Annotated in this window: 12 protein-coding genes and 3 tRNA genes; 8 read left to right on the forward strand and 7 right to left on the reverse strand. The window is 68.6% G+C overall.

Features of this window, described 5'->3' with window-relative positions:
- Both ACYVOK_RS31890 and ACYVOK_RS31895 read left to right on the forward strand, forming a co-directional pair.
- The gene (locus ACYVOK_RS31890; RefSeq protein WP_460666300.1) at positions 1-2,466 is read left to right on the forward strand and encodes a glycoside hydrolase family 2 protein; all 2,466 of its coding nucleotides are present in this window, start codon (positions 1-3) and stop codon (positions 2,464-2,466) included.
- Positions 2,457-4,337, forward strand: a complete 1,881-nt coding sequence (locus ACYVOK_RS31895) for a hypothetical protein (RefSeq protein WP_460666301.1) — start codon at positions 2,457-2,459, stop codon at positions 4,335-4,337. The genes ACYVOK_RS31890 and ACYVOK_RS31895 overlap by 10 nt, the downstream gene beginning before the upstream one ends.
- Positions 4,338-4,347: 10 nt before the next feature.
- On the opposite strand, the gene ACYVOK_RS31900 is transcribed toward ACYVOK_RS31895, so the two are convergent.
- Together ACYVOK_RS31900 and ACYVOK_RS31905 are read right to left on the reverse strand one after the other, a co-directional pair.
- Entirely contained in the window at positions 4,348-5,199 is an 852-nt protein-coding gene (locus tag ACYVOK_RS31900; protein WP_460666302.1) for an aldolase, read from the reverse strand.
- Complete coding sequence (locus ACYVOK_RS31905; RefSeq protein WP_460666303.1) at positions 5,196-6,560, reverse strand: FGGY-family carbohydrate kinase; 1,365 nt, start codon at positions 6,558-6,560, stop codon at positions 5,196-5,198. The genes ACYVOK_RS31900 and ACYVOK_RS31905 overlap by 4 nt, the downstream gene beginning before the upstream one ends.
- Positions 6,561-6,668: 108 nt before the next feature.
- On the opposite strand from ACYVOK_RS31905, the gene ACYVOK_RS31910 reads away from it, so the two are divergent.
- Positions 6,669-7,397, forward strand: coding sequence for a polyprenol monophosphomannose synthase (locus tag ACYVOK_RS31910; protein ID WP_460666304.1), 729 nt, complete (start codon positions 6,669-6,671; stop codon positions 7,395-7,397).
- A 3-nt stretch (positions 7,398-7,400) separates the two neighbouring features.
- Here ACYVOK_RS31910 and ACYVOK_RS31915 read toward each other — a convergent pair whose 3' ends face one another.
- The 3 genes from ACYVOK_RS31915 to ACYVOK_RS31925 form a co-directional block, all read right to left on the reverse strand.
- Entirely contained in the window at positions 7,401-8,075 is a 675-nt protein-coding gene (locus ACYVOK_RS31915; RefSeq protein ID WP_460666305.1) for a hypothetical protein, read from the reverse strand.
- Positions 8,075-9,016 carry a hypothetical protein gene (locus tag ACYVOK_RS31920; RefSeq protein WP_460666306.1) on the reverse strand — a complete coding sequence of 314 codons (942 nt, stop codon included), beginning with the start codon at positions 9,014-9,016 and terminating at the stop codon, positions 8,075-8,077. The genes ACYVOK_RS31915 and ACYVOK_RS31920 overlap by 1 nt, the downstream gene beginning before the upstream one ends.
- 121 nt (positions 9,017-9,137) lie before the next feature.
- Positions 9,138-9,488, reverse strand: coding sequence for a metallopeptidase family protein (locus tag ACYVOK_RS31925; RefSeq protein WP_460666307.1), 351 nt, complete (start codon positions 9,486-9,488; stop codon positions 9,138-9,140).
- A 917-nt stretch (positions 9,489-10,405) separates the two neighbouring features.
- Here ACYVOK_RS31925 and ACYVOK_RS31930 point away from each other — a divergent pair.
- The 3 genes from ACYVOK_RS31930 to ACYVOK_RS31940 all read left to right on the forward strand — a co-directional run bounded on the left by ACYVOK_RS31930 (position 10,406) and on the right by ACYVOK_RS31940 (position 10,731).
- Positions 10,406-10,478, forward strand: a tRNA-Glu gene (locus tag ACYVOK_RS31930).
- Between the two features lie 59 nt (positions 10,479-10,537).
- Positions 10,538-10,611: transfer RNA gene (locus ACYVOK_RS31935), tRNA-Asp, on the forward strand.
- Positions 10,612-10,658: 47 nt separating this feature from the next.
- Positions 10,659-10,731 (forward strand) — tRNA-Phe (locus ACYVOK_RS31940).
- A gap of 224 nt (positions 10,732-10,955) precedes the next feature.
- On the opposite strand, the gene ACYVOK_RS31945 is transcribed toward ACYVOK_RS31940, so the two are convergent.
- Together ACYVOK_RS31945 and ACYVOK_RS31950 are read right to left on the reverse strand one after the other, a co-directional pair.
- Entirely contained in the window at positions 10,956-11,279 is a 324-nt protein-coding gene (locus tag ACYVOK_RS31945; RefSeq protein ID WP_460666308.1) for a hypothetical protein, read from the reverse strand.
- Between the two features lie 1,342 nt (positions 11,280-12,621).
- On the reverse strand, positions 12,622-13,713 hold the full coding sequence (locus ACYVOK_RS31950) for a serine hydrolase domain-containing protein (RefSeq protein ID WP_460666309.1): 1,092 nt from the start codon (positions 13,711-13,713) through the stop codon (positions 12,622-12,624).
- Between the two features lie 168 nt (positions 13,714-13,881).
- Here ACYVOK_RS31950 and ACYVOK_RS31955 point away from each other — a divergent pair, with 168 nt between their 5' ends.
- Positions 13,882-14,475 (forward strand): GNAT family N-acetyltransferase, encoded by a 594-nt coding sequence (locus ACYVOK_RS31955; RefSeq protein WP_460666310.1) that lies wholly within the window; start codon positions 13,882-13,884, stop codon positions 14,473-14,475.
- 160 nt (positions 14,476-14,635) lie between these two features.
- Complete coding sequence (locus ACYVOK_RS31960) at positions 14,636-14,821, forward strand: YegP family protein (RefSeq protein WP_460666311.1); 186 nt, start codon at positions 14,636-14,638, stop codon at positions 14,819-14,821.
- Positions 14,822-14,920 lie beyond the last annotated feature (99 nt).

A 14,920-nucleotide genomic window follows, 5' to 3' on the forward strand; every position in this document is an offset into this window, starting at 1 on the left:
GTGCGGGTTCTGCTCGACGGTTCGTCCTGGCAGGTCAGAGGATTTCTTGGCGACGAGTGGCGGCATCACCGGGTCTGGGGTCCGTTGCGCGAGCCCGATGCGTGGATGCCGGCGCGGGTTCCGGGGAGTGTCGCCGACGATCTGTGGCAGGCGGGCGTCGTACCCGATCCGTACGCCGGGCTGAACACCCGGGCGATCGAATGGGTGTCCGACCGGCATTGGGTCTATCGGCTGGCGTTCACCCTGGATCGGCCGGAGCCCGGTCATCGCGCGTGGCTGTGTCTCGACGGTGTGGACCACAGCGGGATCGTGTTCCTCGACGGTCACGAGTTGGGACGGGTCGACGGCATGTTCGTCGCGTCGCGCTTCGAGGTGACCGAGTTGCTGACGGCCTCGCGCGATCACCTGCTGGCGGTCGTGGTGGAGCCCGCGCCGGTCAGCGAACCGCAGGTCGGGTTCACCTCGAAGGTGCGGGTGCACAAGTCACGGATGACGTACGGCTGGGACTTCTGTCCGCGGCTGGTGCACCAGGGCATCTGGCAGTCCGCGTACGTCGAGGTGACCGGGCCGGCCCGGATCACCGAGGTCGCCGTCGATGTGACCGATGACGCCGGCCTGGTGACCGTCGACGTCGGACTCGACGCCGACGGCTCGATCCAACTCACCCTGACCGATGCCGATGGCGTGGTAGTTGCTTCCGGCAACCGTGAGCTGGTCGTGCCGGATCCTCGACGCTGGTGGCCGAACGGCTACCGCGAACCGTATCTCTACCACCTCACCGCCGTCGTCCGCGTCGACGGAGTGGTGAGCGACCGGCGCGAGCTCGACATCGGTCTCCGCGCGCTCCGATTCCACCGAGCTCACGGCGCGGCCGACGACGCGGCGCCATACGAGATCGAGGTCAACGGCCGCCGGATCTTCGCCAAGGGCTGGAACTGGGTGCCACTCGACCTGAATTACGGGGTACCTCGGCACTCGCGATTGACGCACCTGCTCGATCTCGCGGTCGAGGCCGGGGTGAACCTGCTGCGGGTGTGGGGCGGTGGGCTGATCGAGACGCCGGAGTTCTACGCCGAGTGTGATCGGCGCGGTCTGCTGGTGTGGCAGGAGTTCTCGCAGTCGAGCTCGGGCATCGAGTCGACACCGGCGGCCGACGCGGAGTTCGTGGCGATGATGCGTCGCGACGCCGAGCAGATCGTGCCGCGGCTGCGTCACCACCCGTCGCTGGCGATCTGGGGTGGCGGCAACGAGTTGCAGGCCGGCGAAGGCGAGCCACTCGACGATCGCACCCCGGTCCTGACCGCTCTGGCGGACGTCGTACGACGGCTCGATCCCGGACGACTCTGGCTGTCCACCTCCCCGACCGGGCCGGCGTTCCTCAACCGGCTCGACCTGATCCGGCAGGCACCGGACGACCAGCACGACGTCCACGGCCCCTGGGAACACCAGGGTCTGCGCGACCACTACGCCTTGTACGACGCGGGGACGGCTCAGCTGCTGAGCGAGTTCGGTGTCGAGGGGATGACCATGCCGCGGACCTTGGCCCGGGTCGTGCCGGAGTCCGAGCGCCGGCTGCCGACCCGCGGCCGCCCGATCTGGGATCACCTCGGCCGCTGGTGGAACAACGAGTCGCTCGTCCAGGCCTCCTTCGGCAACCGCGTCAACGACCTCGGCACCCTCGGGCTGGCGAGCCAGTTCCTGCAACGCGACGGGCTGTCGTACGCCGTCGAGGCGCATCGCCGGCGGGCGCCGCGGTGCGTCGGAACGCTTCCGTGGCAGTTCAACGAACCGTATCCGAACGCGTGGTGCACCTCCGCGATCACGCATGCGGGTGAGCCGAAACCGGCGTACTTCGGGGTGGCGGCGGCGTACCGGCCAGTGCTGGTTGGTGCGGTGTGCTCGCGGCAGAGCTGGGCCGGTCACCCTGAGGTGACGCTCCCGCTGTGGGCATTGGCCGAAGAGCCGTTGGGGCCGGCCACGATCACGGCGCGGTTGATCAGCTGGACCGGCGAGGAGCTGGCCGCCGTGACGGTGAAGGACGTCGACGTCAGCCCCGAGGCCGTCAGTGTCGGCTCTTTGCGGGCGCCCACTCCGGCGGGCGCTTTCGTGGTCGACGTACAACTGACGGCCGGCGAGGTCTCGGCCGGGCGCCGATACGTGCTGACCGGAGCCGATGATCTTGGCGAGCTCCTGACGGGTGACGCCGCCGTCGAGGCCGCGGCGTACGGCGACGGTCTGGTCGTCCGGCATGTCGGTGGTCCGGTCGCGCCGTTCGTCCGGGTGCGTGACGGGCGTCCGCTCGAGGGCGACTCGGCCGGGTGGCTTCGGGTCTCGGACAGCGGATTCGTCCTGCTGCCCGGCGAGGAACGCGTCGTCACACTCAGGTGGCCCGAGGCCGGCGCTCGAGTCGTCGCGGTCGACGGCCTCGGTCTCCACTCCCCCGAAAGGTTGATCCGATGCAGGTGAACGTCTCCGTCGAGGACGCCGACGGGATCCCCCTCGACGGCGAGGACTGGCGGATCGAGGTGGCGATCGAGCCGGTCGCCGACGGCGAGCACGACGTCCGGCTGCGGATCCGGTACGACGGCGCCGAGCCCGTCGACGGCCGGGTCCGGGTCGAGGTGCCGGTGCCTGCCGACCAGCACCCGCACTGGCTGATTCCGGGCCTGTTCTACGGCGACAACCGGGATCCCGCCTGCGGCCGGCTGTACCCGCGGTATGCCCCCGGCGAACTCGATGCGGAGAAGCTGATCGCGGACCGTTGGGCGTTCCGCGCGGACCGGGCCGCGACACCCGCCGTCTTCGGCTGGGGACCAGCCGGAGGTGTCGCCCTCGAGGTCGACGCCACCACCTCACTGGGACTCAGCGGACTCGGTCTCGGCGCCGGTCCCGACCGCCCGGCGTCCATCTGGGTCTCGCTGCCCTACCGCGAAGAGCCCTTCAGCTACGTCGGCGAACCCCGAGGGGTCAGCCCGCTCGCCGAGTCCCACTGCTGGCAGCCGGGCGAGTCGCACTCGGTGCGGGTCGGGTTGTGGAGTCTGCCGGCCGATCACCACAGCTACGCCCCGGTCCTGCGGCAGCTGAGGTCCCGGGAACGCTTGACCAATCCCCCGGTCGAGCCGTGGGTCGACATTCCCGAGGCAGCGTCGCTGGCGTCGTACGGCCTGTGGCGGTGGCACTATCGCGAGGACCCCGCGGTGCTCATCGAGACCGCCCTCTTCGACCGGGAACTCGCCGGCGACTTCGGCGACAAGGGCGGTGACCGGCTGGCGATGCACGTCGCGTGGGTCAGCGGCATCCCCTACGCACACGCACTTCTGCGTCACGGCCGACGTGTCGGCAACCCGGCGTACGTCGAGGCCGGTACGGCGGTGATCGACCACATCACCCGGAACCTCACACCGGCCGGGACCTTCTGGGGCGCCTGGTACGCCGACCACGGCTGGAAGCAGTCGTGGACGCCCGTACCCGGCGGACTGCACGCGCGGACGCTGGCCGAGGCGACGTTGTTCACCGTGCGCGCGCTGGCCGCCGAGCCGGTCGATCATCCCGTGTGGCGAGAAGCGGCGCTCAGCAATCTCGAGGTCGCCGTCTCCGCACAAGATGCCGAGGGCAACTTCGGCAGTCTGTACCACCTGCAGTCGGGTCAGGTGCTGTCGCGGCTCGGCGCGGCCGGTCTGACCTGGGTCGCGGCGATGGCCGAGGCCTACGAGCTGTTCGGTGACGAGCGGTATCTGGCGGCGGCTCGGCGTGGAGGTCCGCACTACGCGTCGTACGTCCGCAACGGGACCCTGTGCGGCGCACCGGAGGACGTGGATCTCGCGCCGACCTCGGAGGACGGCTACGCCGCGGTCATCGCCTACACCGCCCTGCACCGGATCGACCAAGGTCCCTGGCTCGAGTTGGCGCAGTCGGCGGCCGACTGGATGCTCACCTTCCGCTACAGCTACGACGTGAACTTCCCGGCGCACACGATCCTCGGCGCCTATGGGTTCCGCAGCCGCGGCGCCGACCAGGCGAGCCCGTCCAATCAGCACCTGCACAACTACGGCCTGATCTGCACGAGCGAACTCGTCGCCCTGTCCGCGTGCACCGGCGACGACAGCTACGCGCTCGCCGCCGTCGAGCACCTGAGGTTCGCACGGCAGTTCGTCGCCCGCCGCGACGGCGACTTCAACGCCCGCCGCGGCATGGTCACCGAACGGTACTACCAGACCGCCTGCTTCGGCCCACCCGGCGCCATCCTCACCCTCTCCCACTCCTGGTGCATAGGCCTCCTCCTCCTGGCCTGCGAACAGGCCCTGACCGACCCCACCCTGGCCTCCGTTCAGTGGTGACCGGCGCCGCTCAGACCGCTTCTCGCCAGGGGCGGGCGTGTTGGTGGACTATGTCGGCGATCAGGGACAGGCGGTCGCGGCAGGTGGTTGCGAGGGCTGTCGTCGGGTCGTCGGTTTCCAGGGCCGGGGTCCACAGGGCTCGGCCGGCGAGGGTGCCGGAGGCGCCGCCTCGGCAGGCCAGCTCGACCGCGCGCGGGAAGTCGTCGCGGGCGACGCCGTTGGACAGCACGACCCACGGGCTTTCCAGAGTCGCGGTCAGCTGCTCACACGTCTTGACGATCTCGTCCGGATCGCCGACGCCGCGGCTCGGGACCTGTGCCTTGTAGAGGTCGGGCCGCACCGCGCCGAGCACCTCGGCCGCCTCGACGATCGCGGCGTCCAACGCGAAGTCGTCCTCACCGGGCGCCGGTTGCGCAACCGGCTCCAGCACCGACAACAGCCCGGCGTCCGCACAGCGCCGGACGAACTCCGCGGCCATCTCCAGCCGACGCTCCCGCTGATCGTCCCGCTTCCAGATCACCAGCAGCTTGAGCGCGACCGCACCGGCTTCCCTCGCCACCCGCGGGTCCACCGACTCGTCCAGCTGCGTGTCCGTGACCGGCCCACCCCGCTCCTGCGTCAACGCATCGGCCGCGAGGATCCACCCGGGCTTGCGTGGAGCGTCGTACCCCTTGTCGATCAGGAAGCCGGACGCCAGCGGGGCGAGGTGCTCGGCCACCGCGGCCTTGAAGGCGGTGATCGCGTCAGGGTCGTCCGGCCGCCCGTGCTCGGCGAGCATCGTGCGCAGGCTTTCGCGCTGGTCCATCGCGACCATCGCGAACGTGCCGTCGGGGTACGCCAGGGCATCAAGTGTCGGGCTCACGAGACCACCTTATGGAATCGATGCCAGAACGCGCCATCCCAGACCTCCGCCAGCTGTGGAGAAACCTCGATCGGCTTGGCCTGCAAAGGCTTCACCGGCGAACCGGTCACCACTTCGGCCGCCATCAACGCGGCACCCTCCGCCGCAGTCGCCTCACCATCCAGTACGGCGAACTCCCGGCCACCCGAGGCGAGAGCCTTCCGGCGCATCCACCCGGCCAGCCGCACCGGGCCGCCGAGCGCCACTGTGCTCTGCCACGAGATCCCGAGTAGCCGCGTCTGCTCCTCAGCCATCCAACGGGCGTGGAAACTCAACGCGTCCACCAGCGCCCGCATCTCCTCGGCCGGGTCGTCCACCGGCCGCTGTACGTCGTACATCGACGTCGGATCCGGCGCAGGCGCCTGCCGCCCCTGTGGATACGGCGCGATGAACTGCTCGCTGGGCGGCCTGTCCTCTGCCAGTACGGCGTTCAGCCACGCGTAATCACGGTCGAGCGTATTCAGCCGCCGCTCAACCAGACCGCCGGCCGCACCGTTGCCGGAGATCGCACAGCCGTGGCGTCCGTCGACGTACCAGCCCGTGCTGATGCCCTCCTGCCGCAGTACGTCGTCCAACACCGGCTCGGGACACGGAGTGATGACGGCCTCCGCCGTACCCAGTGAGTCAGCTACCTGACCGGGCTGGCGCACGCCCGCAGCCCAGGCGCCGACCAGGTGGTCGTGACCGCACAGCACAACTGGCACACCGTCCGGTGTGGTCGCCGCGACGGTCATCGGCTCGACAACGGGCGGTAAACGATCCAGACCGCCGTACGCGAGCAGGTCCGGGTCCCACTGCCTGGTGCGGAGGTCCAGGATGCCAAGCCGCTGAGCGTGTGTGAGATGCGTCGCGTAGGTGCCAGTCAGTGCAGCGAGGACGAGGTCTGGCGCACCGGCCCAGAGCCGGGTGCGGTCAAGGACCTGAGTGTCAGCCAGCCAGCGCCAGGTGACCACGGGGAGCTTCGGAGACAGCCGGAGACCAGTCCGGGCGTACAACTCCTCGGCACCGAGTTCAGCCCGCAACTGCTCGGCCTGAGCGACTCCGGGCTGGTCGCGCCAGCTGATCAGCTTCGTCAGCGGCCGGAGGTCCCGGTCGAGCGGTACGCCGGTCTCCGCCATCCCGGAGACGCCGATCCCCTCGATCCGCTCCCCGTCGGCCAGCTCGCCGACCAGTCGCCGTACGGCGTCCTGCAACTCCTCTGCGTCATCCGGCGTACGCACCGAGCGGACGACCACGCCGGGCCCGGTGGCAGCCGTCGTACCGCGCGGAACTCGGCACACCTTCAGATTCGTCGTACCAACGTCGATGCCTAGCCAGGTCACCCGTCCGACCCTAGGCGTTATTCGAACGATAGGCGCACACGAGCGGCAGCCTGGGCACTCGACCGGGTGAATGCGGTAGCGTCCGGTGGTCCCCGAAGAAGGAATGTCATGGGTGAGCTGAGCAAGATCGTGGTCGTCGTGCCGACCTACAACGAGCGGGAGAACCTGCCCGTGCTGGCCGGGCTGCTGTCCGACCTGAACCTGCCGGGCCTGCAGATGCTCGTGGTCGACGACAACTCCCCCGACGGTACCGGCGACGTCGCCGACGAGCTGGCGAAGAAGTCGCCGGAGACCGTCAGCGTGCTGCACCGGACCGAGAAGAACGGCCTCGGCCGGGCATACATCGCCGGCATCAGCCGGGCGCTGGACGAGGGTGCGGACATCGTGATCCAGATGGACGCCGACCTGTCCCACCCCGCCTCGGTGATCCCGATCATGGTCGAGAAGCTGCGGACCACCGACGCGGCCCTGGTGATCGGGTCGCGGTACGTCGAGGGCGGCTCCGCGGCCGCCGAGTGGGGCTGGCACCGCCGGGCGCTGTCCGCCTGGGCCAACTTCTACGTGAACGCGATCCTGCGGCTTGGCGTGAAAGACGCCACCGCCGGGTTCAAGGCGTGGAAGGCCGACACGCTGCGCTGGATCGACGTCACCACGATCCAGAGCAACGGGTACTCGTTCCAGGTCGAGATGAACTACCGCACGGTCCGCCGCGGGCTGCGCATCGCCGAGGTGCCGATCCGCTTCGAGGAGCGGACCGCGGGCGCCTCCAAGATGAGCCTCAAGGTCCAGCTCGAGTCCGCCCTGATGCCCTGGAAGCTGCTCTTCCGCCGCTCCTGAGACTCAGATCGAACCGGCGACCGAGCCGATCATCTGCTTGATCTCGGGGCGGACCGTGTCCAGGTCCTGTACGTAGGCCGCCCAGCAGATGCTCACGCTCACGTCGTTGATCGCCGGGGCGCCGCGCAACCTGGTGCATTCGCCACTGAGCGAGTAGGTGACGTCGTCGACGGTCCGTCGCCCGGTGAACCCGAGCGACACCGCCTCGACGATGTTGCGGTTGGGCGGCGGCAGCGACCGTACGGCGCCGAACCTGACGCCGTACAGGTCGTCGAGCTCGGTGAACGCTTCGGCATCCGGACGTATCAGCGGACCGGAGGACACCGGATGCTGCGAGAGGGAAAAAGTCGCGCTGGCACCCCGGTCGAACGAGATCGCCCGCATGGTCATCAAGCCGGGGGTTTGGTGCCTCCACCCCTCGGCGACCTGGACGAACACGCCGCTGGCCAGCGGGATCCCCCGGTCGACGTCAGGCTGCCGGCGAGGGTTGCGGGACGGCGTCACGGCCGGCGCCGTGGGCGACACCGTGACCACCTCCGCCGGGGCGGCAACTGCCGGCTGGTCGCCAGGCCGCACGAGCGCACCAGCGGCCACGAAGACACCGACCAGCAGGACGACCAGACCGCCGGTCAGCAGCGCCACCTTCGGACCGCTGATCGGATCTCCGTCCAGCGGCATCAGATCGACCTGGCCACGGACGTCAGCATCCGGGTCGCATCGCCGAACGCGGCGGCCGTCGAGTCCCGGCGGGCCTCGACGCACACGGTCACCGTGACGTTGTGGATCGACTCCACCCCGGTCATGGCCGTGCACCGGCCCTTGAGCGAGACAGTGACCCCGTTCTGCCGGAACCGGCCCGAGAACTCCAGCTGCGCCTGGCCGGCGATGTTCGAGTTCGCCGGGCGGAGGGTCTTGACGGCCCCCTTCTTCACACCGGTCAGCTTGTCGACGTCGATCATGCCCTGCGCCACACTCGCCACCGCGGTCTCCGCCGGGTAGCCGACCGGCTGGACGACGACGGCGAGGACTCCGAACTTGCTCTGGGAGCCGAGCGTCACGGTGTACTTCGTCTGCCGGTACTTCCGCCACCCGCCGGCCGGTTTGACGTAGACGTCGTCGTACACCTGGACGCCCTGGTCGATGTCCCGCAGCGTCCGGGTCCGTTCGGGAGTAGGCGTGGGGACCGGTTCGCTGGGTGTGTACGTCGGGGGCTCGGTCGGTGACTCCGTCGGCGGCTCGGTCGGTGACGGGACCGTGGTCGACGTCAGGCCGTCGGTGTACGAGGCGGTCGGCGACGAACTGGTCGCGTTGGAGCCGTCGCCACGGGTCGCGAGGACCACACCAGCGCCTCCGACCAGGGCGACCACCAGGGCGATCGCGCCGGCGAGCAGCCACGGCAGCTGGCTCTTGCGCTGCGGCTGCGGCTTCGGATGGTGGTGGCCTGGTTGGCCGTACGGCTGGAGGTACGGCGGCTGGTGCTGGCCGTCGTACGGGTGCTGGTGTGGGGCGTCGTACGGTGGCTGGCTTGGTGCGCCGTACGGGTGCTGGTGTGGTCCGTCGTACGGTCGCTGGTCTGGTGCGCCGTACGGCGGGGGCGGCTGAGAGGTCGGGTCGCTCACTTGGTGCCTCACTTGATTGCACGGGTCCAACGCGTCGGACCCCGGCTCCGACCGAGTGAGGTTACAGCAGCGAAGCGGGCTTGCGCCGACGAGTGCCGGGAATTGCAGCAAGTGGCAACGGTCAGCCGTAACCGAGTTCGTGCAGGCGGGCGTCGTCGATGCCGAAGTGGTGCGCGATCTCGTGCACCACGGTGATGTTCACCTCGTCGACGACGTCCTCGACGGTGTCGCAGATCGCCAGCGTCGGATTGCGGTAGATCGTGATCCGGTCCGGCAGTACGCCGCCGTAGTAGTGCCCGCGCTCGGTCAGCGGGATGCCCTCGTAGATCCCGAGCAGCCCCGGATCGCTCGCCGGCGGCTCGTCCTCGACAAAGATCGCGACGTTGTCGATCAGCGCCGCCAACTCCGCCGGCACCTCGTCCAACGCCTCGGACACCAACACCTCGAAGTCCGCCCGACTCATCTCGATCACCCACCCAGCGTAGTAACCCACCCCTCACGCCACCCGTCCCTCAACCCCCCGCCACCCGCCCCTCGAGCGAACGAAATGTGGCGAACTACACATCCCTCTCCACACCCGTCCTCCAGGTGAAGCATCACCGCGCACCACCCACAGGCGATCGCCTCTGACACCAGCGAGCCCGACCACGAGCACCCTCACCGCCGCACAGCCCCGTCCGCCGCCGTGGAGCTCCCATTCCTCCCCCGGCTTCGTTGCCCGCGCCCGCCAACGCACGACCCCCACCGCACGCCGCCCGTCCCGCTGGCGTACGGCGCCCCGGCGTACTGCGCCCGCCTCCCGCCAGCGCACGGTCCCCGGCGTCGGTCCCGCCGCCGTACGGACCGTCCCACCGTCGTACGCCGTCCCGCCGACGCGCAGCGCCCGTCCCGCCCCGTACGCCGCCCACCTCCCGTAACACACGCTCCCGTCGTACGCCCCCGGGCCCCCGCAACGCACGGCCCGTCCTACCGCGCCCGCGTCTCCCCCACGCACGGGCGCCCGGTGTCCGCCCGCCGCCGCACGCCGCCCGTCCCACCGTCGCACGGCGCCCCTCCCACCGTCGTACGGCCGTCCCGCCGGACCCCCGCAACGCACGCCCCGCCAGACCCCCGCGCAACGCACGCCCCGTGCTACGGCGTCCGTGTCCCGCCAACGCTCGGGCCCCCGGTGTCCGCCTGCCGCCGTACGGCGGCCGTGCCACCGTCGCACGGCGCCCGTCCCACCGTCGTACGGCAGCGTCCCCGGCGGGCGTACGGCGCCTCCCCGCCGGCGTCCCCTGGACCCTCGTTTCGGCTCCCGGCGCCCCGCCCAAGAACTCGTTTTGGACCCTGCGCCCAACTCCTCTATGCTTACGGCTGTCCCTGGAGCTTCGGCTCCCGCGGGTCCGAGTCCCCATCGTCTAGTGGCCTAGGACGCTGCCCTTTCAAGGCGGTAACGCGGGTTCGAATCCCGTTGGGGATACGGTCGAAAGACCGGTGTCAGTACCACCTCGGAGATGCTGTAAGATCATCGAGGAATCTGGCCCAGTGGCGCAGTTGGTTAGCGTGCCGCCCTGTCACGGCGGAGGTCGCGGGTTCGAGTCCCGTCTGGGTCGCAGGAGAAGGCGGCGGTGTCCAAACACCGCCGCCGAACTTTCTCCCCGGTCAGGTAGCTCAGCTGGTAGAGCGTCCGCCTGAAAAGCGGAAGGTCGGCGGTTCGAGACCGCCCCTGACCACCCTTCTCACCTGCGGATTCTCGATCTGAGAACCGCCGATCCTTTCGCACGGACCGCAGCGTCGTGGGCTTGAAGATGTCACAGGCAGGTCGTCGTAAACGCCGGGGGCAACGGTGTGAGCGGTGGTCCGCGGCGTCGACCGGACAAGTTCTGTAGGGGTCGGGGCGTTGTGCAGTTGGCCAATGCGCCGGGCACAGGCTTCCGCTGAGAGGCGGTGGCTCAAGCTAGCGGTTGATGAAGACTCCCTCGCACAGCCTCTGAGCGTCGGCCGTCAGGACTCCGTCCGCTCCGTAGGCAACGTAGATTTGGCCGACTTGGCCTGGCTGCCCGAGGTGGACGTTCACGTGTAATGGGTGCTGGCGGTTAGGTGGGTACGCACCTGCGTTCGGCAGCTGTACGTATTTCTCCCCACCGTCGGGCGCGAGCAGGACGCACTCGCCGTTGCCGACGACCCGGAAATGCGTGTGGTCGGCGGCAGCCGGCGTCGCCGGCAGCAGAACTGCCGCCGCGGCAAGCGGAACGATCAACAGTGTTCGGCGTAGCATCATGATCCTCCTTACCGATCGGGCATCCCATCAGTCTTTACCCGCCCGATCCGAGGAGCAAGAGGACGCGAACTGACCCGTTGCCGAACAGCGCGACCCGAACCTCGTCCGGCACCACGAGGTGCCGCGACCAAGCCCGCATCAACTGGCCCCAACGGCCACCGGGACCCCAAGGCGGAACCTACTCACCAACGGTTCTGTCATGCAGATCCAGAACCGTTGCCGAGCTGAAGAGCGGAAGGTCGGCGGTTCGAGACCGCCCCTGACCACCTCAACCCTCTTTTCCGGCACCGGGGAGGGGTTTCTACGCGTGCTACGCAGTCGCTCCCTCGTCGCGCGCTGACCGGAATCGAGGTGTGTTCGGGTTTCGGGTCGAGAATGGGGGTGTGAGTCATCAGGGGTATGAGGGCTGGTTTCCGGAATGTCTGGTTTGTGGGATGGGCAATCTGGGTGGCGTTGTGTGCCTGGCTCCCGATCATGGGGACGTGCATGGGTTGATCCCGATCGTCGGGGAACGATCGGGGACCTCCGATCTCAGTCGAGACGAGAACGGACACTGGTGGATGCAGTGTCTCTTGTGTGACAGCCGGGTGCTTTCCGATCCGTTCTCGTGGGGTTCACGTGCGTACTGCGTCGGCTGTTGGAATCACTTCACGTCACGAGGACTGTTCCCGCCTGTCTGCGCGTTCGATGCACGCCGAATGACGGACTTGGAATGGGGTGATTGGTCGGCTCTCGACTAGCTGCGGCTGCTGCGCCGATCCTGCATCCTCAGCAGCAGCCCGTGCGAGGTGTTGAGACACGGGGCTAAGTAGCGTCGGCGCAGGTCGGTATCAGCCGCATTGGCCCATTTTCGTACGGCGCTCGACGAGGAGCCGACGTCGGCCGGGTATCTGAGCAGGAAAGCCTTCGGTGGATGGGTAGGGCGCTCGAGTACGCGCGCTCCCGGCGGCTCGACGTCGTGATGGAGTCCGTGCTGATTGGTCCGGGGACGTGGAGCAGTTGGCACGGGAGTCCGAGTCTGTCGGCTATCAGGTTGAGGTTGCGATCCTCGCAGTACCAGAGGCAGTTTCTCGAGGCGGGTCTCGGAAATGCGACGGATCGGGCGGTCGGCGCCGATCGAGTGGCTTCAGCGTGGGGCGGGTGAGGGGCGAAGCTGGTCACGGCACCGGCGGAGCGACACCTTTACCCGGAGGCCGTCACTCTGCACATCGCAACGGCGGAGTGTTGCCGCCGAACGCGTAGGCGTTCGACGGCAACACATTCGTCTCAGACGCGGGCAGGAGCTAGGTCGAGGTCTACAAGCGCGCTGCGTGCGCACCAGTTAGTTGCGCGGGGCAAGTAGTTAGCAGACTGCCTTGTTCAGGAAGGTGTCGATGTAGTCGTCGGGGTCGGCCTTGAAGTTTGGCGTGAGGGCGACGGTGACCTGGTGGTCGGCGTCGGGGGTGGAGAAGGTCCAGGACTGGTAGGTGATGGAGTCGCCGTCGTTGCCGTAGAGGCGGCGGCCGCAGGTGGTGTCTCGCCAAGCCAGGCCTAGGCCGTAGTTCCGGCCCTCGACGGCCGGCTTCTTCATCTCTGCAAGGAGGTGAGGGGAGAGCAGGTCGCCGGTGAGGAGGGCGGTGAGGAAGCGGTTGAGGTCATGGGTTGTGGAGATCAGCTCGCCGCCGGCGCCGAAGATCGACGGGTTCATCTCGGTGAAGTCGAGGAGGCCTTGCTCGCTCGGTAGGTAGCCGTGCGGGTGCGGGCCCCGGATCTGCGGCGAGGTTCCGGGCATCTCGGTGCCGTGCAGACCGAGCGGCCGGATCAGCCTGCGCTCGATCTCGTCGCCGTACGACGCACCCGTTGCCGCCGTGATGATCTCGCCGAGGACGGTGTAGTTGGTGTTCGAGTAGTCGAAGACCCGACCCGGCATTGTGGACGTCGGAGGGTTGGCCACTGCCCGTCGAATTACCTCGTCGGCCGTCCACGTCTTCCACCGATTGGCCACGATGTCCGGCAACGCCAACGTGTCCTTGAAGTCGTACAGCCCGCTGGTGTGATTGAGCAGGTGCCGCACGGTGATCGCCTGACCGTTGGGAACGACCCCAGGCAGCCACTTCTCGACGGTGTCGTCCAGTCGCAGTACACCTTCGTCGACCAGTTGCAGTACGACGGTCGCCACAAACGTCTTCGTGATACTGCCGGCCCGGAACCGCCCGTTCACCGGCACCGGCCGCGTGGTCCCCACCTCCGCAACCCCACTGGAGCCACGCCAGACTCGGTGCCCGTCGCGTACTTCGGCGAGCGCGCCGACCGCGCCGGCGGCAACGACGTTATCCAACTCACTCTGCAACTCGGTGCGATCCGTTGGTACCGCGGCAGCGGCCGCCGGCACCGCCGACGCGATCGTCGCCGAGAGCAACAATGCCGCACCCACCATTCGAAGCTTCCGCTTCATTCCCAGCCTCCTGTCAGCAAATCGTCCCGAGAAGCTTGGCGAAGTACTGGCCAAGTTGGATCGGGTATGACCCCTGGCGCCTCCCCCAATGCCGCCTTAGGGGTCTGGTGTCGGTGGGGCCAGGGAGGATGGGTGTGTGCGCGGTGTACTGAGAGAAGGTGGAGTGGCTTGGCGCTCAGTGTGATGACCTACTTGGAGCAGCGCAGTGTGGACGAGATCGTGCCGGCGCGGGAGCAGTCGGTGGAGGTCAGATTGGTGGAGGAGGTGTCACCTGAGTTTGCGCGCTACCTCTACACCGCGGTCGGTGGTCACTGGCATTGGGTCGGGAAGCTGGGCTGGAATTGGGACCAGTGGGTCGAGTGGCTGAGCCGGCCCGGATTCGAGACGTACGTGCCGTGGGTCGGGGGTGTGCCGGCCGGGTACGTCGCCCTGCGCGGAGTCGGCAGTGAGGTCGAGATCGAGAACTTCGGGCTGCTCAAGGGCTTCATCGGTCGGGGGATCGGCGGACATCTGCTGACCGTCGGACTGCGCAAGGCGTGGACTCTTGATGAACGGCACGAGAGCGTGGTGCCGATCACCAGGGTCTGGGTGAATACCAATACCCTCGACGGGCCTGCCGCGCTGGCGAACTACCGGGCGCGCAGCCTGAAGCCGTACAAGACGGTGGAGGAGGAACGCCCCGACGCCGACGGCCCACCGCCCGGCCCATGGCCCGGCTGGTCCGGCCCACCCGGCGCCGTCCGCGACGTCCCCGCGGGCTGATCCCGCAGGATTCCGGCCCCACAGCCCACACTCCCGCCAGGTTGATCCCGCGGCGCGGCGACGAAGGTGGCGGGCAATCGAAGTGTCGGGGCTGACTATCCGTAGCGGGCAGCGCTACGCTCCGAAGCGGAGTGATTACCGAATACGCTGGAGGTACGGGATGGCGGGGAAGTTCGAGCTGTACAAGGACAAGTCGGGTGATTTCCGGTTCCGGCTGAAGGCCGGGAACGGTGAGGTGATCGCGACCAGCAGCGAGAGCTACGAGACCAAGGCCGGCGCGCTGAACGGGATCGAGTCGATCAAGCGGAACGCCGCCGACGCGAACGTCGACGACCAGACAGCCTGAGGACCGGACGGCCTGAGCACCAGACGGCCTAAGCACCAGACGGCACGAGGACGGCCTGAGCGCCAGACGGCCTGACGACGAGACGGCCTGACAGGAACT

It is taken from the genome of Kribbella swartbergensis (assembly GCF_054784135.1).